This window comes from Streptomyces pseudovenezuelae (assembly GCF_029892565.1).
Lineage (GTDB): Bacteria > Actinomycetota > Actinomycetes > Streptomycetales > Streptomycetaceae > Streptomyces > Streptomyces pseudovenezuelae_A.
The window spans coordinates 268,806-286,587 of sequence record NZ_JARXVH010000004.1 but is presented as its reverse complement, the minus strand read 5'-3'; the positions used below and the strand labels follow the sequence as shown (position 1 = coordinate 286,587).

At 71.0% G+C, this 17,782-nt stretch carries 14 protein-coding genes; 7 read left to right on the top strand and 7 right to left on the bottom strand.

Annotation, left to right across the window (positions count from 1 at the left end; translation table 11 throughout):
• The first annotated feature begins 81 nt into the window (after nucleotides 1-81).
• Complete coding sequence (locus M2283_RS14115) at nucleotides 82-1,293, top strand: ROK family protein (protein WP_280876529.1); 1,212 nt, start codon at nucleotides 82-84, stop codon at nucleotides 1,291-1,293.
• 446 nt (nucleotides 1,294-1,739) lie between these two features.
• Nucleotides 1,740-4,460 carry a pyruvate, phosphate dikinase gene (ppdK, locus tag M2283_RS14110; protein ID WP_280876528.1) on the top strand — a complete coding sequence of 907 codons (2,721 nt, stop codon included), beginning with the start codon at nucleotides 1,740-1,742 and terminating at the stop codon, nucleotides 4,458-4,460.
• 195 nt (nucleotides 4,461-4,655) lie between these two features.
• On the opposite strand, the gene M2283_RS14105 is transcribed toward ppdK, so the two are convergent.
• The 4 genes from M2283_RS14105 to M2283_RS14090 form a co-directional block, all read right to left on the bottom strand.
• A complete protein-coding gene (locus tag M2283_RS14105; RefSeq protein ID WP_280876527.1) occupies nucleotides 4,656-5,420 on the bottom strand; it encodes an SDR family NAD(P)-dependent oxidoreductase in 765 nt (254 codons plus the stop codon).
• Between the two features lie 71 nt (nucleotides 5,421-5,491).
• The gene (locus M2283_RS14100) at nucleotides 5,492-6,076 is read right to left on the bottom strand and encodes a TetR/AcrR family transcriptional regulator (RefSeq protein ID WP_280876526.1); all 585 of its coding nucleotides are present in this window, start codon (nucleotides 6,074-6,076) and stop codon (nucleotides 5,492-5,494) included.
• A gap of 32 nt (nucleotides 6,077-6,108) precedes the next feature.
• Nucleotides 6,109-7,716, bottom strand: a complete 1,608-nt coding sequence (locus M2283_RS14095; protein ID WP_280876525.1) for a SulP family inorganic anion transporter — start codon at nucleotides 7,714-7,716, stop codon at nucleotides 6,109-6,111.
• A gap of 239 nt (nucleotides 7,717-7,955) precedes the next feature.
• Nucleotides 7,956-8,561: a carbonic anhydrase gene (locus M2283_RS14090; RefSeq protein WP_280876524.1), complete on the bottom strand. Its 606-nt coding sequence runs from the start codon at nucleotides 8,559-8,561 to the stop codon at nucleotides 7,956-7,958.
• Nucleotides 8,562-8,817: 256 nt separating this feature from the next.
• On the opposite strand from M2283_RS14090, the gene M2283_RS14085 reads away from it, so the two are divergent.
• Nucleotides 8,818-9,684 carry a response regulator transcription factor gene (locus M2283_RS14085; RefSeq protein WP_280876523.1) on the top strand — a complete coding sequence of 289 codons (867 nt, stop codon included), beginning with the start codon at nucleotides 8,818-8,820 and terminating at the stop codon, nucleotides 9,682-9,684.
• The gene (locus M2283_RS14080; RefSeq protein ID WP_280876522.1) at nucleotides 9,681-11,147 is read left to right on the top strand and encodes a sensor histidine kinase; all 1,467 of its coding nucleotides are present in this window, start codon (nucleotides 9,681-9,683) and stop codon (nucleotides 11,145-11,147) included. The genes M2283_RS14085 and M2283_RS14080 overlap by 4 nt, the downstream gene beginning before the upstream one ends.
• Before the next feature lie 32 nt (nucleotides 11,148-11,179).
• Here M2283_RS14080 and nirD read toward each other — a convergent pair whose 3' ends face one another.
• Entirely contained in the window at nucleotides 11,180-11,530 is a 351-nt protein-coding gene (gene nirD / locus M2283_RS14075) for a nitrite reductase small subunit NirD (protein ID WP_280876521.1), read from the bottom strand.
• A complete protein-coding gene (nirB, locus tag M2283_RS14070; protein WP_280876520.1) occupies nucleotides 11,527-14,133 on the bottom strand; it encodes a nitrite reductase large subunit NirB in 2,607 nt (868 codons plus the stop codon). The genes nirD and nirB overlap by 4 nt, the downstream gene beginning before the upstream one ends.
• Nucleotides 14,134-14,391: 258 nt before the next feature.
• Here nirB and M2283_RS14065 point away from each other — a divergent pair, with 258 nt between their 5' ends.
• From M2283_RS14065 to M2283_RS14055, 3 genes are read left to right on the top strand one after another with little or no spacing between them, the layout of a single operon-like run.
• Nucleotides 14,392-14,934 (top strand): hypothetical protein, encoded by a 543-nt coding sequence (locus M2283_RS14065; protein WP_280876519.1) that lies wholly within the window; start codon nucleotides 14,392-14,394, stop codon nucleotides 14,932-14,934.
• Nucleotides 14,935-14,944: 10 nt separating this feature from the next.
• A complete protein-coding gene (locus M2283_RS14060; protein WP_280876518.1) occupies nucleotides 14,945-16,294 on the top strand; it encodes a sensor histidine kinase in 1,350 nt (449 codons plus the stop codon).
• A gap of 45 nt (nucleotides 16,295-16,339) precedes the next feature.
• Nucleotides 16,340-16,987, top strand: coding sequence for a response regulator transcription factor (locus tag M2283_RS14055; RefSeq protein ID WP_280876517.1), 648 nt, complete (start codon nucleotides 16,340-16,342; stop codon nucleotides 16,985-16,987).
• Nucleotides 16,988-17,024: 37 nt separating this feature from the next.
• On the opposite strand, the gene M2283_RS14050 is transcribed toward M2283_RS14055, so the two are convergent.
• Entirely contained in the window at nucleotides 17,025-17,657 is a 633-nt protein-coding gene (locus M2283_RS14050) for a class F sortase (RefSeq protein ID WP_280876516.1), read from the bottom strand.
• Between the last annotated feature and the right edge of the window lie 125 nt (nucleotides 17,658-17,782).

Below are 17,782 nucleotides of genomic sequence, written 5' to 3'. Positions count from 1 at the left end.
CTTGGCTACCGTAGGGTTACGTCTATTTAACACGCAAAACTCAATATGTAATGCAGGGTTGAGAAACACAAGGGGGTGCGCATGGCCGCTCGGGGCCGGATTCGGGGTCAGGCTCGCGCCGGTGATCTGCTCGAACTGGTACGAAGCGGGCGGGCCACCACGCGCGGTGCCCTCCAGCAGGCCACCGGGCTGTCCCGCGCCACCGTCGGCCAGCGCCTGGACCGGCTCTTCCGTGCGGGCTGGCTGCGCGAGGGCGCCGGCGGCCCGGTCGACTCGCCCCTCGGCGGCCGCCCTTCCATCACCCTGGAGTTCGACGACGAGCACGCCGTCGTGCTGGCCGCCGATCTCGACACCCGCCACGCCCGCGCCGCCCTGCTCACCCTGACCGGCGAGATCCTCGCCGAGCGGGCCGGGATCCTGGTCGTCGAGGACGGCCCGGACGTGGTGCTGGGCGCGCTCGGCGGCTGGTTCGCCGAGCTGCTGGCCAAGACGGACCGGCCCGCGCGGTCGGTCTGCGGTATCGGACTCGCGGTGCCGGGGCCCGTCGACAGCGAGACCGGCCGGGTCGTGCAGCCGCCGATCATGCCGGGCTGGGACGGTTACGACATAAGAGGGCGGCTGTCCGGCGCCTTCGCCGAGCACACCGGCGGACCGGCCGGCGTCCCCGTGCTCGTCGACAACGACGCGAACCTCATGGCGTACGGCGAACAGCGCACCGGATACCCGGACTGCTCGGCGTTCGTCCTGGTCAAGGTCTCCACCGGCATCGGCGCCGGGGTCGTCGTGGACGGCTCCGTCTTCCGGGGCATCGACGGCGGTGCCGGGGACATCGGGCACATTCGGGTGGGCGCCGAGGCGCTGTGCCGGTGTGGGTCGTACGGCTGTCTCGCCGCCGTCGCCAGTGGGTGGGCCGTGGCCCGACGGCTCGCGGGGGCTGGAGTGGAGGCCGCGTCCGGCTCGGACGTGCGGGAGTTGCTGGCCGCCGGGCACCCGGAGGCGGTCGGGCTCGCGCGGGAGGCGGGGCGGCAGGTCGGGGACGTACTCGCGACCGTTGTCACGCTGCTGAATCCCGGTGTTCTGATGATCGCCGGGGATCTGGCCGGAACTCCGTTTCTCACGGGGGTGCGGGAGCTGCTGTATCAGCGGGCGCTGTCGCGTTCCACGGCCCGTCTGGAGATCGTCACCTCGCGGCTCGGGGAGCGGGCTGGGCTGGTGGGGGCGGGTGCGCTGGTCGTGGAGCACCTGTATGCGCCGGAGCGGGTGGAGGAGCGGTTGCGGGCGCTCGGGGTGTGATGCGCGCGGTCGGTGAGTGGTGCCCGCGCCCGGCTTGTGACGAGCGCGTTTCGGTCCCGGGACGTGTCCGCATGGTGAAATTCGGGCGGCTGCGGCAGCGTGATTCTCGCCACCTTTGATAGGGGTGGTGCTCGGATGAGCGGATCTTGGCTCGGCTGCACTTCTCCAAGGGGTGGCACTCAGTGCCACCCCTTGATCGTTCATCGATCGAAATCAGACGTGCCGCAAGCTGCTCACATGAGCGATATCGCCGGGCTTTGGGTGTTGATTCGTTCAAGAAGTGAAAACATCAGCTGCTCTGCGCTTGCCAAGCTTTGACTTTCGATCCGGTGGCGGACGACCGGTTACAGGCGCATGACGCGCAAGTGGACGTACCCAGGCGCCTTCGATCTGGGTAAGTTCCTGGCTGTCAGGGCAGCCACCCGCGTCCCGAGGAGTCGAGACCCGTGTCGGAAAACAAAGATCCCCACGTAGCGAAGTTCGTTTACGACTTCACCGAGGGAAACAAGGACCTCAAGGACCTCCTGGGTGGCAAGGGTGCGAACCTCGCCGAGATGACCAACCTCGGTCTCCCCGTTCCCCCCGGGTTCACGATCACGACGGATGCCTGCAAGGTCTACCTCGACAGCGGGGACGAGCCGGCGGCACTGCGTGACGAGGTGAGTGCGCACCTCGACGCCCTGGAGGCGCGGATGGGCAAGAAGCTCGGACAGGCCGACGATCCTCTGCTGGTGTCGGTCCGGTCCGGGGCGAAGTTCTCCATGCCCGGCATGATGGACACCGTCCTGAACATCGGGCTCTCCGACAAGTCCGTGCAGGGCCTGGCCAAGCAGGCCGGCGACGACCGCTTCGCGTGGGACTCCTACCGCCGCCTCATCCAGATGTTCGGCAAGACCGTCCTCGGCGTCGACGGCGACCTCTTCGAGGAGGCGCTGGAGAAGGCCAAGGAGACCAAGAAGGTCGCGGTCGACACCGAACTGGAGGCCACGGACCTGAAGAAGCTGGTCACCGCCTTCAAGAAGATCGTCAAGAAGGAGGCCGGCCGGGACTTCCCGCAGGAACCGCGCGAGCAGATGGACCTCGCCATCCACGCGGTCTTCGACTCCTGGAACACCGACCGCGCCAAGCTCTACCGCCGCCAGGAGCGCATCCCCGGCGACCTCGGCACCGCCGTCAACATCTGCTCCATGGTCTTCGGCAACCTCGGCCCCGACTCCGGCACCGGCGTCGCCTTCACCCGCGACCCCGCCTCCGGCCACCAGGGCGTCTACGGCGACTACCTGCAGAACGCGCAGGGCGAGGACGTGGTCGCGGGCATCCGCAACACCGTCCCGCTCGCCGAGCTGGAGACGATCGACAAGACCTCGTACGACCAGCTGATGCAGATCATGAAGACGCTGGAGAACCACTACAAGGACCTCTGCGACATCGAGTTCACCATCGAGCGCGGCCAGTTGTGGATGCTCCAGACGCGCGTCGGCAAGCGCACGGCGGGCGCTGCCTTCCGTATCGCCACACAGCTCGTCGACCAGGGCCTGATCGACGAGACCGAGGCCCTCCAGCGGGTCAACGGCGCCCAGCTCGCCCAGCTGATGTTCCCGCGCTTCGACGAGCACGCGAAGGCCGCGCCGGTCGGCCGGGGCATCGCGGCCTCGCCGGGCGCGGCGGTCGGCAAGGCGGTCTTCGATTCGTATACGGCCGTCAAGTGGTCCCGCTCGGGCGAGAAGGTCATCCTGGTCCGCCGCGAGACCAACCCCGACGACCTGGACGGCATGATCGCGGCCGAGGGAATCCTCACCTCGCGCGGCGGCAAGACCTCCCACGCGGCCGTGGTCGCGCGCGGCATGGGCAAGACCTGTGTCTGCGGCGCGGAGGAGCTGGAGGTCGACACCAAGAGGCGGCGGATGACCGTGCCCGGCGGCCAGGTGGTGGAAGAGGGCGACCTGATCTCCATCGACGGGTCGAGCGGCAAGGTGTACCTCGGTGAGGTGCCGGTGGTCCCGTCGCCCGTCGTGGAGTACTTCGAGGGGCGGATGCACGCCGGTGCCAACGACGCCGACGAACTGGTCGAGGCCGTGCACCGGATCATGGCCTTCGCCGACCGCAAGCGGCGGCTGCGGGTGCGCGCCAACGCGGACAACGCCGAGGACGCGCTGCGCGCCCGGCGCTTCGGGGCGCAGGGCATCGGACTGTGCCGTACCGAGCACATGTTCCTGGGCGACCGGCGCGAGCTGGTGGAGCGGCTGATCCTGGCGGACACGGACGACGAGCGCGAGGAGTCCCTCAAGCAGCTTCTCCCGCTCCAGAAGCAGGACTTCGTCGAGCTCTTCTCGGCGATGGACGGCCTCCCGGTGACGGTCCGGCTCCTGGACCCGCCGCTGCACGAGTTCCTGCCGGACATCACCGAGCTGTCGGTGCGGGTGGCGCTCGCGGAGGCCCGTAAGGACCCGCACGAGAACGAACTGCGCCTGCTCCAGGCGGTCCACCGCCTGCACGAGCAGAACCCGATGCTGGGGCTGAGGGGTGTGCGGCTGGGTCTGGTCATCCCGGGTCTGTTCACCATGCAGGTCCGCGCGATCGCCGAGGCCGCCGCCGAGCGAAAGAACGCCAAGGGCGACCCGCGCGCCGAGGTCATGATCCCGCTCGTCGGCACCGTCCAGGAGCTGGAGATCGTCCGCGAGGAGGCCGACCAGGTCATCGCGGAGGTCGAGGCGGCGACGGGCACGGAGCTCAAGCTCTCCATCGGCACGATGATCGAACTGCCGCGCGCCGCACTGACGGCGGGCCAGATCGCCGAGGCGGCGGAGTTCTTCAGCTTCGGCACGAACGACCTGACCCAGACGGTGTGGGGCTTCAGCCGCGACGACGTCGAGGCCTCCTTCTTCACCGCCTACCTGGAGAAGGGCATCTTCGGCGTCTCCCCCTTCGAGACGATCGACCGCGACGGCGTCGGCGCCCTGGTCAAGTCCGCCGTGGAGGCCGGCCGCGCCACCCGCCCCGACCTGAAGCTCGGCGTCTGCGGCGAACACGGCGGCGACCCGGAGTCCGTCCACTTCTTCCACGAGGTCGGCCTCGACTACGTCTCCTGCTCGCCGTTCCGGATCCCGGTGGCGCGGTTGGAGGCGGGGCGGGCGGCTACGCAGTCGACGGGAAGCGATCACCGGTGACGTCGGCGGGCGGCCAACGCCGTTGACCTGAGCGGCCGTTGACGACCGCTGGGCCGTACGGCCACTGAACCCCGGAACTGCCACCTGTCCCCGACCCTCAACCGATGGGCGGCGGTTCCGGATCACGAAGGAGGGGCGGCACCCTGTGCGGGGGTGCCGCCCCTCTGGTCGTTCGCGGCCCCCGCCGATGGGTGCTCAGGCCGTCGCCCCGCTGTCCACCACCAGGTCCGTGCCGACCACCGAGGACGCGTCGTCCGAGGCCAAGTAGAGGACGGCGGCGGCGACTTCCGTCGTGGTCGAGATGCGGCCGAGGGGGAGGGTGGCGGCGGCGCGTTCGGCGCGGGCGGCGTCGTCCTCGCCCGGGCGCAGGGACATCGGAGTCTCCACGGCACCGGGGCTGACCGCGTTGATGCGGACGCCCTCGTGGATGTGGTCGAGGGCGGCGCCTCTGGTGAGGACGGAGACGGCGGCTTTGGTGGCGGAGTAGGCGGCGGTGCCGGGGCGGCGGGCGTGGACGCCGAAGATGGAGGCGATGTTCACGATCGCGCCGCCGGACGGCTGGGTCCGCATCTGTCGGATCTCCGCCCGGAGCGCCAGGAACATCCCGGTGACATTGGCGTCGAGTTGAGCCCGCCAGTCCTCCTCGGACAGGTCGGCCAGCGGGCCGCCGCGGAAGACCCCCGCGTTGTTGACGGCCACGTCGAGGGAGCCGAAGTGGTCGACGGCGGCGCGGACCAGGGCCTCGGTGTCGGGCGCGTTCGATACGTCGGCGGTCACCGCGAGGGCCTTGCCGCCGGCCGCCTCTATCAACTGGACCGTCTCGTCGAGGGGTTCGCGGCGACGCCCGGCCACGACGACCTGAGCCCCTTCGGCGGCGAGGGCCAGAGAGATCGCCCGCCCTATGCCCGAGCCCGCGCCGGTGACGAGAGCGGTCTTGTCGGTGAAACGGGTACTGGTCATGATCTCCCCTGTGATTTTTGACCTATCGGTTCAGTATGGCGGCAGATGGAGGCGTCGTCCGTCGCGTGAACTCAGTCGAGCAGCGCCAGCGCCTGTTCCGCCGCGTCCCGTACCCGCGCCGGGTCCGCCGACGCCTTGCCGACCACCCGTAGCCCCTGCATCAGCACCAGCAGCATGCGGGCGAGGGTGAGGGGGTCGCGGTCGGCGGGCAGTTCGTCCTGGGCCTGGGCGCGGACCAGTGCCGAGTGCAGCACGGTCTCCAACTGGTCCCAGTTGCGCTCGACTCGGCGGGCGGCGGCCGGGTCGTGCGGGGCGAGTTCGGCTGCCGTGTTGGTCACCAGGCAGCCGTTCAGGCGCAGTTGGTCGTCGGCGGCCTCCGTCGCGTACCGCCGTACGACCGCTCGTACGGCCGGGAGCGCAGGCCCCGGTTGGGACAACTCCCGCACGATGGGCGGGAGTCCGGCCCGGTCGTAGCGGTCCAGCGCCTTCAGGTACAGCTCGTGCTTGCTGCCGAAGGTGGCGTAGAGGCTGGCGCGGCCGATGCCCAGGTGCTCCACCAGGTCGGACATCGAGGTCGCCTCGTAGCCGCGCCGCCAGAACAGTTCCAGGGCGGACTGCAGTGCGGTGTCCGGGTCGAACTCCTTGGTTCTGGCCATGGGGAGAGCGTAGGACGTAGTGGAATGTTCGGTCAAGAAAAGTGGTCGGCCGCTCTCGGCATCGGCCGGCTGTCCAGGTAGAACCACTCGGCCGTGGGGCCGGGTCGGTCCGCGGGACGGTCCGCGGGATGTTCCGGCGTGGTGGGCGTCGGCTTCGCGGGGCCCGGCATCAGGAGTTCCACGCGCAGGCCCTTGCCGCGTTGTTGGGTGACGAACTCCTCCACCTGCGTCCGGCAGGCGTGGTCGAGGTGGGTGACGCCGGTGAGGTCGAGGCGGATACGGGGCTTTCCGGCCTGCGCGGCGGACTCCAGGGCCTCGATGACCTGGGGGAGGCGCAGGAAGGTGGCGTTGCCGGCCATGACGACCTTCGCGGTGTCGTCCTCGGTGTGCTGCCGGATGACGGTCTTCGACATGCGTACGGCGGCCAGGACGATGCCGGCGGCCAGGCCGACCAGCACGCCCTCAAGGAGCGCCGTCGCCACGATGACCAGTGTCGTCACGGTCATGACCGCGAACTCGCCCCGGTCCTGCCGCCACATCTTCGGGAACTCCTCCGGCGCGAACAGCTTCCAGCCGCTGTGCACGAGCACGCCCGCCAGCACCGAGACCGGGATCAACGCCAGCACTTGGGGAAGGAGAAGCGCGAAGGCCAGCAGCCACAGGCCGTGCAGCGTGCGGGAGAGACGGGTCTTCGCGCCCGCCTGGACATTCGCCGAACTCCGGGCCACCACCGCGGTGATGGGGAGTGCGCCGAGGAGACCCGCGAGCGTGTTGCCGGCGCCCTGGGCGATGAGTTCGGGGTTGTAGCGGGTGCGCGGGCCGTCGTGCATACGGTCCACGGCGGCCGCGGTGAACAGGGACTCGGCGGAGGCGATCACCGTGAAGGTGAGGATCGCGGTGATGATCCCGGCGTTCGCGAGACCCGCGAACTGCGCCGGGCCGGGTACGTCGACCGAGGCGAGCAGGTTGCCGACCTGGAGGGTGCGCACCTCCACGCCCGGGAGCGCGGCGACCGCGATGCCGATGCCCACGGCGACCAGCGCCGCCGGGACCTTCCGGACCGGGCCGGGCACCTTCTTCCACAGGAAGCTCAACACGACCGTGGTGATGCCGAGTCCGGCCGCGATCAGCGCCTGCGGGTCGGCGGCGGTGTCCGCGAGCAGGCCGGGGAAGCCGGCCATGTTCTCCAGCGGGGTGCCGGGGGCCTTCGCGTCGGCCGCCGGGTACGCCTGACTGAACATCAGCGGAAGCCCGATGCCCGCGAGCATGCCTTGTACGACCGCCAGTGAGATCGCCTGGAAGAACCGGCCGAGCCGCAGCAGCCCGAGCGCGATCTGGAGCAGCCCCGAGAAGAGCACGATCACGCCGAGCATCGCCACGCCGTACTCCAGCACTGTCTCCGCCACCAGCGCGGCGAGACCGGCGGCGGGGCCGCTGACCTGGAGCGTGCTGCCACGGGCCGCGCCGACGACGAGACCGCCGATCACCCCCGAGATGATGCCCAGTTCGGCGGGAACGCCGGAGGCGACCGCGACGCCGATGCAGAGGGGGAGGGCGACGAGGAAGACGACCAGAGAAGCGGTGATCTCGGTGGCGAGGTCGGTCTTCGGGGTGGCGGGGGAGGGCGGTTTGTTCGGCATCGGAGGTGGGGGTGAGGGTGGGGTGTTGGGTGGTTCGGTTACCCAACTGCCGGTTTCCACCCATGAGTTGGCGGGCTCCCAGGAACCTTTGTTCTCCTGCGAGTTGGGGTCTGCCCAGGAACCGTTGCCCGCCGCCGAGTTGACGTCCCCCCATGGATCACCGTCCGTCCAGGGGCCCTCCCCGTACCGAGGCGGCGTCGCCGCCCGGGTCCCCCGTGCGTGCCTGCCGTGCGTGCCGGTCATGCCGCGTGCACCCGGAACAGGCCGTCCTCGTCCAGCTCGTGCACCTGGCCGGTGTCCACCTCGTAGTACCAGCCGTGCAGGCGCAGCTCTCCCGCGCCGAGGCGCCGCCGGGCCACGGGGTAACTCCGCAGCGCGGCAAGCTGGTTGACGACGTTCAGCTGGGAGATGTCCGGCATGGACGGGTCGTCGATCGCGCCGTCCAGGACGGGCGCCAGGTGGGGTCGGGCCAGTCGCAGCCAGGCGTCCACGCCCGGGAGTGCGGACAGGTCGTCGCCGGACTTGAGGGCGCCCATCGCCCCGCAGTGGGAATGACCACACACCACGATGTCCTGAACGCCGAGCACCTCCAGCGCGTACTCGACGGTGGCGGCCTCGCCCGAGGCGCCGTGCTGTCCGTAGGACGGGACGATATTGCCCGCGTTCCGCAGCTCGAATATCTCACCGGGCCGTGCGCCCGTGATCAGTGCGGGTATCACCCGTGAATCCGAGCAGGTGATGAACAATGCCTCGGGATATTGCCCTTCGGCCAGTTTCCGGTATTCGCCGCTTTCGAAGTCGACGTGCCGCTTGAATGCGCGGGCGCGGTCCAGCAGTGCCTTCACGGTTCCTCCCGATTGACGCCTCTGACCTGGGTGATCAGGTGGTGTCACGCTAGCGGGGCGTGGGCCAGGCGAAGGTTAGAGGAACACTAAATCCTCGACAGGTGCGGGACATTTCTTGTCCGGTCCCGTCCGGTGCTGAGCCGCTGCTCACATTTTCCGGATCCGTACTTTCGTGAAATTGGCCGCTCTTGTAGCGTGACGGATCGCGGAATGCGCGAATTCGGTTCGCCGGAGAACACGGGAGAGACGGGAACGCATGGGCGTACGAGCGCTGCTCATCGAGGACGACGACACGATCGCCGAACCGCTCGTCGAGGGGCTCGGCCACTTCGGTCTGGTCGTCGACCATGTCCGCACCGGCGCCGAGGGGTTGAGAGGGCCGTACGGCGATGTCGTCCTGCTCGACCTGGGATTGCCGGACCTGGACGGCATCGACGTCTGCCGTGGCATCCGGCAGCACTCCGAGGTCCCCATCATCATCCTCAGCGCGCGCGGCGAGGAGGCGGACCGGGTGCTCGGCCTCGAACTGGGCGCCGACGACTACCTCGCCAAGCCCTTCAGCATGCGGGAACTGGTGGCCCGGGTGCGGGCGGTCACGCGGAGGTCCCAACGGGGGCTCGGGAACGGCGAGTTCGGGGTGCCGCAGCAGCCACCTTACGGCGGTGGCGCGTACGTTCCTGCTGCCGCGCCGGTGCCACCGGCCGGCCCCGCCCCGGCCCCCTTCGACCCTCTACCTCCACCGCCGGAAGCCCCTGGCGCCGGCACTGACACCGGCCCCCTCGTCGTCGACCGGCGCACCCGTCAGGTGTGGGTCGGTGAGGCGGCCGTGGTGCTCACGCCGAAGGAGTTCGAGTTGCTCGCGCTGCTGACCGAGGATCCGGGGGCGGTGTACTCACGGCAGCAGATCCTCGACCGGGTGTGGGACCCGTTCTACGAGGGGCCGACCAAGACGCTGGACGTCCATGTGGCCACGCTCCGGCGCAAGTTGGGGAACCCTGCGTGGATCCAGACACTGCGCGGCGTCGGCTTCCGGCTGGCGGTGCACACCCAACCGCCCCCGGCACAACCCGTGCAACCGCCGTACGCCCAACCGGCGCACGAGCAACCTGCGGTCTGGCGATGACCCGCCGCCTGCTGCTCAGCTACCTCACGCTCGCCGCCCTGGTCCTGCTCTGCCTGGAACTCCCGCTCGGCTACCTCTACTCGCGCGGTGAGCGGGAGCGGGTGATCAACGCGGCGAAGGACGAGGCGGAGTCGGTGTCGGCGTTCGCGTCGCTCTCCCTCGACGCCGGCCGTGCCGCGCGGGACCTGCCGGAGCGGGCGGCCCACTGCGCCGAGCGCATCGGCGGCGAGGTGCTGATCGTCGACAGCGCGGGTGGGTTGCTGGCCACCTCGCATGCCCTGACCGGAGAGGAGGAGCGCGACCTCGTCTCCTGGCCGGGTATCGCCGCCGCGCTGCGCGGGACCGCGACGACGGACGTCCGTACCTCCACCATCGGCGGGGTGCAGTACCTCGCGGTGGCCGCGCCGGTGCGGCACGGCGCCGAGCAGCAAGGGGCCGTCCGGATCACCGTACCGACCCGGATGGTGCACGAACGGGTGCACCACGTCTGGCTGTTGCTGGCCCTGGGCGGGCTCGGGGTGCTCGCGGCGGTCGCCGTCGTCGGGTTCGCCATCGCCCGCTGGACCGGCCGTCCCATCCGCGAACTGGAGCGTGCCACGCACGAGTTGGCGGCGGGCGGTGCCGCCTCCCCGGTCGCCGTCACCAACGGTCCGCCGGAAGTACGCAGCCTCGCCGCCGCGTTCAACCGCACCGCCGCCCGCCTGGAACACCTCCTGGCCTCCCAGCGGGCCTTCGCCGGTGAGGCCTCGCACCAACTGAAGACCCCGCTCGCGGCGTTGCGGCTGCGCCTGGAGAACCTGGAGAGCGACATCACGCTCCAGGCCCGGGGCACCCTCACCGCGGCGATGACCGAGACCGACCGGCTGGCCCGGATGGTCGAGGGGCTGCTCGCGATGGCCCGGCTCGACGAGAGCGCCGGTGTGCCCGAGGCGGTCGAACTCGACGGGGTGTGCGTGGAACGCCACCATGCCTGGACCCCGCTCTTCCAACAGCGGGGCGTGCGGCTCGCGTTGGCCGGGGACTACGCCGGTGAGGTGCTCGCGCTGCCCGGGGCGGTCGAGCAGATCCTGGACAACCTGCTCTCCAACGCCCTGCGCGTGTCCCCCGTCGGCTCCACGGTCTCCGTGGACCTCCGTCGCCCCACACCCCATGAACGTCGCTTCCCGCACCGTCCGGTCGGCGGCCCCTCCACGGTCGAACTGCACGTCATGGACGAGGGCCCCGGCATGACCGAGGAACAACGCCGTCGCGCCTTCGACCGCTTCTGGCGGGCCCCCGACGCCCCCAAGGGCGGCACGGGCCTGGGCCTCGCCCTGGTGCAACGCCTCGCCCACGCGAGCGGCGGCGAGGCGCAGTTGCGGGCGGCACCGCTCGGGGGGCTCGACGCGGTGATCCGGCTCCTGGCGGCACCGGCCGCCGCGGCACAACGACCGCAGAGGCCGCTGCAGATGACGTCACTGTGAGCGACCTGCTTCGGCCCACACGTCACCGCCTGTCAGCGGGCCCGCACCTCGTACGTGGCCACCCGCACCGACTCGTCGTCCAGGCACCGCCCCGATATCAGGTCGAACCGCTGCTTCAGCAGCGGGGACGCGACGAACGGGCGGTCCTGGTGGGTGCCGGTCAGGCCGCGGGAGAGGACCGCCGCGCCGCTGAACGGGTCGCGGTTGTCGATCGCGTACAGGGTGCCGTTCCGGTCGCGGAACAGGGCCACCTGGCTGCCGTCGGGGAGCAGCGCGGCGACTCCGCGGCCCGGGGCCAGCGCGGTGAGGTCGCAGATCGTGAACCAGTCGGTGTCGAGCCGGAGTTGGACCTTGAGGTCGGTCGTCTCGGGTGCCAGGGTCATCGCTGGGCACTTCCTTCCAGGGGACGGTGGCCGATGGTGAGCAGTGGCAGGTCGGGCTTGATCTGGTCGCGCTCGGGGACGAAGCCGACGACCGGGTCGGGGGTGTCGGGGGCGTTCACGAAGGACACGAACCGGCCCAGCTTCTCGGGGTCGTTGATGGTGGTCGCCCACTCGTCGGCGTAGTTCGCCACATGGGCCGCCATCAGCGACTCCAGCTCCTCGCAGATGCCGAGCGAGTCCTCCACGACGACGTCCCGTACGTGGTCCAGGCCGCCCGGGAGCCGTTCCAGCCACACGCTCGTGCGCTCCAGGCGGTCGGCGGTGCGGATGTAGAACATCAGGAACCGGTCGATCAGGCGCACCAGTTCGGCGTCGCTCAAGTCCTGGGCCAGCAGGTCCGCGTGGCGTGGGGTGGCGCCGCCGTTGCCGCCGACGTAGAGGTTCCAGCCGCTCGCGGTGGCGATCACGCCGAAGTCCTTCGACTGGGCCTCCGCGCACTCGCGGGCGCAGCCGGAGACCGCCGACTTGAGCTTGTGGGGCGACCTGAGCCCCCGGTAGCGCAGCTCCAGGTCGATCGCCATGCGGACGGAGTCCTGGACGCCGTAACGGCACCAGGTCTGGCCGACGCAGGACTTCACCGTGCGCAGGGCCTTGCCGTACGCGTGCCCCGACTCGAAACCGGCGTCCACCAATCGGGCCCAGATCAGCGGGAGTTGCTCGACCCGTGCACCGAAGAGGTCGATCCGCTGACCGCCGGTGATCTTCGTGTAGAGCCCGAAGTCCCGGGCCACCTCGCCGATCACGATGAGCTTCTCGGGGGTGATCTCGCCGCCGGGGATGCGCGGCACGACCGAATAGGAGCCGTTCTTCTGGAGGTTGGCGAGGAAGTGGTCGTTGCTGTCCTGGAGGGACGCCTGTTCGCCGTCCAGGACGTAGCCGCTCGCGCCGATCGTCGGGGCGAGGGAGGCGATGACGGAGGCGACGGTCGGCTTGCAGACCTCGCAGCCGTCGCCGCCCCGGGCGCCCTCACGGCCGTAGCGGTCGAGCAGGTCCTGGTAGGAGTTGATGCGCAGGGCGAGGACGATCTCGTAGAGCTCCTCGCGGGTCTGCGTGAAGCAGCCGCACAGGCCCTTGTCGACCTCGACGCCGCTCGCCTCCAGTTCGGCGGTGACGAGCTGGCCGAGCACCTTGACGCAACTCCCGCAGCCCGTACCGGCCTTGGTGCACTTCTTCACCTCGGGCACGGTCGCGCAGGAGTGGTCCGTCACCGCGCCGCGGATCGTGCCCTTGGAGACGTTGTGGCAGGAGCAGACGATCGCCTCGTCCGGCAGCGCGGACGGCCCGAGTTGGACCGACTCCCCGGCACCGGCCGGCAGGACCAGTGACTCGGGGGCGACCGGCGGAACCGAGCCGGTGAACGCGCGCAGGGTGCCGTACGCGTCCGCGTCGCCGATCAGGATGCCGCCGAGCAGTGTGCCGTCCCGGGCGATGACCAGCTTCTTGTACAGGCCCGCGCGGGCGTCGGAGTACACGACGTCCAGGCAGTCCTCGGCGGTGCCGTGCGCGTCGCCGAAGGACGCCACGTCCACGCCGAGCAGCTTCAGCTTGGTGGACAGGTCGGCGCCGGTGAACGTCGGTTGGTCGCTCTCGTCGGCGGCGATGGCCGCGGCGGCCGTCTCGGCCTGCTCGTACCCCGGTGCCACCAGGCCGTACACCCGGCCGTCCGAGGCCAGCGCGCACTCGCCGATCGCGAAGACGTGCGGGTCGGCGACCGTACGGCACCGGTCGTCGACCGTGATGCCACCGCGCTCACCGACGGTCAGGCCGCAGTCGCGGGCGAGCTGGTCCCGGGGACGGACGCCGGCGCTGAACACCACTATGTCCGTGGCGAGTTCGGAACCGTCCGACAGCTTCATCCCAGTGACCGCGCCGTCCGCACCGGCCAGGATCTCCTGCGTACCGGTCCCCGTGTGGACCGTCAGGCCCATGTCCTCGATGGTGCGCAGCAGGGCAGCACCACCGCCCTCGTCGACCTGTACCGGCATCAACCTGGGCGCGAACTCCACGATGTGCGTGGCCAGTCCGAGCCCCTTGAGCGCGCCGGCGGCCTCAAGCCCGAGCAGCCCGCCGCCGACCACGGCACCCGTGGTCGCCCGCGACCCGGCGTACGCCTCGATCGCGAGGAGGTCCTCGATCGTGCGGTAGACGAAACAGCCGTCGGAGTCCTTGCCGGGCACCGGCGGCACGAACGGGTACGAGCCGGTGGCGAGGACGAGGGTGTCGTACTCGACCGTCAGTCCGGAGCGGGCGGTCACCGTCTTCGTCGCCCGGTCGATGGTCTCCGCCGGGTCGCCGACGTACAGCTCGATCCCGTGGTCCGTGATGAACGCCGCGTCCGTGAGCGAGAGTTCCTCGGGCGTGCGGCCCGAGAAGTACGAGGTGAGCTGGACGCGGTCGTACGCCGGACGCGGTTCCTCGCACAGCACGACCACGCGGTGCGTCGCGGTCAGGCCGCGTTCGGCGAGCGCTTCGAGGAAGCGCTGACCGACCATGCCATGGCCGACCAGCACGATGGTGGGCACCACACGCGGATTCGAGGTCATGCCCAGGAGCCTGCGACGCCGGTGTTACCCGACCGCATCACACCTGTTTCCCGCGGGGAACGCTGCCCTCAGCGGGGGCGCGGGGAGGGTGTGAGGGTTCGGCGAACGCACCGGGGGCGTGCTGTGAGGCGAGGACGGGGCGCTGGGGTGGGGCTGGCCGAACCCCCGGGTCCCGTACTCGCACCATCGCCCGCCACCAGGGCGGCGGCGAGTCTTGATCTGTCGGATTCCACCAGCTCACGCCCAGGGGGACATGCCATGGACACCACCCGCGACATCCCGGCCCACACCACCGCCGACCGCGCCCTCACCCACGCCCGGCGCATCGCCCGCGAGCCCTTCACCGCCGGTACGTGGCGGCGTTTCGCATACGGCGCGGTGGCCCTGCCGGTGGGCTTGGCGAGCATCCCGCTCGCCTTGGTCGGGGCGCCGACGGGGCGGTGGCAGCGGGGGGTGATGCGGCGGGTGCTGGGGCCGGAGGCCGGGAGGGAAGCGGGCGGAGCGGGCGGCGGAACAGGCGGCGGGGCGCGGAGTGGGCTCGTCCATGCCGTCGCCGCGCTGCCGTTGAACCTGTTCACCCTCTTCGTCACCGTCTACGGCTGGCTCATCGTCCCCATGAACCTCGGCTGGCCCCTGCGCGCCGGCGACGACTACTCCGGGGCGTGGGGCGGGCCCACTTTCGCCGGCGCGTGGGCGTTCCACGCGCTCCTCGGCGGGGTCGGCTTCCTGCTGCTCATGCCGTGGATCGGGCGGGGCCTGACCGCACTCCAGCTCCGACTCGCGCACCGCTTCCTCGCCTAGGTTGAACGCCGTGAACCGCCTCCGCCGCCCCTCCACCTCGGGCAACTTCACCTCCCGCCTCCGCGACTCCCGCGCCTCCATCTCCCGCCTCCTCGCCTCCCTCGCCGCCGCCACCTTCGGCCGCCGCGCCCTGGCCGCCCTCCTCTACGGCGTGATCGCCTTCCCGCTCGCGCTGGTCGGCTTCGTGCTGACGCTGTTCGGGCTGGCGGTGGGCGGGGTGCTGTCGGTGACCACGGTGGGGCTGTGGCTGGTGGCCGGGACCGTGCGGGGTGCGCTGGCGCTGGGCGCGCTGCAGCGGGGGCTGGCGCGGCGGCTGCTCGGGGTGGAGATCGAGGAGCCGCCGGTGCCGCAGGGCGGCGGGGTGTTCGCGTGGCGGCGGGCGCTGCTGGGGGAGCGGTCGGGGTGGCGGGCCGTGGCCTGCGCCCTGTTGACTCCGTTCACAGGCGTTTTGGCGTACGTCGCCGTCGTCATCGGATACGTCTACGGCGTCCTGCTCACACTCCACCCGGTCCTGAGCCACCTGAACTACAACACCGTCCACCACCCCGATGGCACCGTGACCCGCGTATCGCTGGAGTTCTTCGGTTACCAGGTCGACAGCTGGCCGCGCTGGTTGATTCCGTTCACACTCGGTCTGCTGTTGCTGGCCGTCGCCCCGTACCTCCTGAGACACGCGCTCACACCCCACCGCGCCCTGTTGACCGCGCTTCTCGGCACCGACGCCGCCGACCGCCGCATCCGCACCCTGGAGGAGACCCGCGCCCAGGCCGTCGACGACGCCGCCGCGACCCTGCGCCGCATCGAGCGCGACCTGCACGACGGCACCCAGGCCCGGCTGGTCGGCCTCGCCATGCACCTCACCATCATCCGCGAACTGATCAACGCCGACGCGGCCCCCGACCGGGTCCTCACCGTCGTCGACACCGCGCAGGGCAACGCCACCCAGGCCATCGCCGACCTGCGCCACCTGGTCAAGGGCATCCATCCCCCCGTACTCGACCAGGGCCTCCCGCCGGCCCTCGCCAGCCTCGTCGCCGACAGCGCCCTCCCCGTCGACCTCACCACCGACCTCCCCGCCCGCCCCAGCCCGGCCGTCGAGTCCATCGCCTACTTCTGCGCCGCCGAACTCCTCACCAACGCCGCCAAACACAGCCACGCCGGCGCGGTCACCGTGACCGTCACCGCCCGCGACGGACTGCTGCGCCTGCGCGTCACCGACGACGGCCGGGGCGGCGCGGTGATCGGCGCCGGGTCCGGACTCACCGGCCTGCTCGCCCGCGTCCGCACCGTGGACGGCACGCTCACCTGCGACAGCCCGCCCGGAGGGCCTACGGTGGTCACCGTCGAGCTGCCCATGTGAGCCGAGTGGCCACTTGGGCCGGGCCGCCCATGTGACGGGAGTGGAATGCGCGTCGTCATCGCCGAGGACTCGGCCCTGCTGCGCGACGGATTGGCGCAGTTGCTGGAGCTGCGCGGGGTCGAGGTGGCCGCGGCCGTCGGAGACGCCGAGACCCTCCTGGCCGCCGTCGCCGAACACGCCCCCGACGTCGCCGTAGTCGACATCCGCCTGCCACCCACCCAGACCGACGAGGGCGTACGAGCGGCCGTGCGCCTGCGAACGGAACGTCCCGGCATGGGAGTTCTGCTCTTCTCCCAGTACGTGGAGACGGCCCACGCGGCCCAACTGCTCGCCAACCCCGCCGGGTTCGGCTACCTCCTCAAGGAACGGGTCGCCGACATCGGGGAGTTCGTCGACGCGCTGGAGCGCATCAAGGCCGGCGGCACCGCGCTCGACCCCGAGGTCGTCGCCCAGCTCTTCGGCGCGAGCCGCCGGACCACGGCCCTGGACACCCTCACCCCGCGCGAGCGCCAGGTCCTCTCCCTGATGGCCGAGGGCCGCACCAACCACGCCGTCGCCACGGCCCTCACCGTCTCCGAACGCGCCGTGGAGAAACACGTCGCCAACATCTTCACCAAGCTCGGCCTGCCGCCGTCGGACACGGGGCATCGGCGGGTGCTCGCGGTGTTGCGGTACTTGGAGAGCACGGCGTGACCGAGTGACCGAGTGATCGCGTGACCGCGGGCCCGCGCTATTGGCGGCTGCCGGTCAGATGCGCGAAGACGACCACGTTGCCCTGGTAACCAGTACTCCGCGAGTAGCCGCCGCCGCAGGTGATGACCCGCAGTTCGGGGCGCGCGGCGGCGCCGTACACCTTCTCGTCGGGGAAGTTCTTGGCCTCGTAGACCTCCACCGCGTCCACCGTGAACACGGCCACGCCGCCGTCCCGCCGGTCCACCTCGACGGTGCTGCCCTTCTTCAGGGCGCCGAGCTCGTAGAAGACGGCGGGGCCGTCGGCGTTGTCGACGTGGCCGGCGACGATCGCGGTACCGCGTTCACCAGGGGTGGTGCCGGCCTCGTACCAGCCGGCGAGATTCGGCTTCGCGGCGGGCGGTACGTCGAGGCTGCCGGCCGGGGTGAGGGCGAGGCCCATGAGGGGGGCGTTCACGCGGATCGACGGGATGCGGATGCGGTCGGGCGGGGAGGGCGGCAGCGCGGGCGCGGCGGGCCGCTCGCCCTGCTGACCGGTGCGGGCGGTGTGGGCCTGCGCGGCCGACGGCTGCGGCGGCGCGTGGGTGTCCGGGCCGCTGCCGAGCAGCCACGCGCCCGTGCAGAGCGCGACCACGGTGACGGTCCCTATCAGGGCGTTACTGAACTTGCGCACGCGAGCCTCCTGCCTGCCGGAGCTGCCTCCTGCCTCGGTGGGGACCCCGGTCCCCCTCCGGGCCGCGAGGGGCGTCGGACCCGGAGGGGGAGGGACTTGCGGTACCGGCGAACGGACAGCGGAGG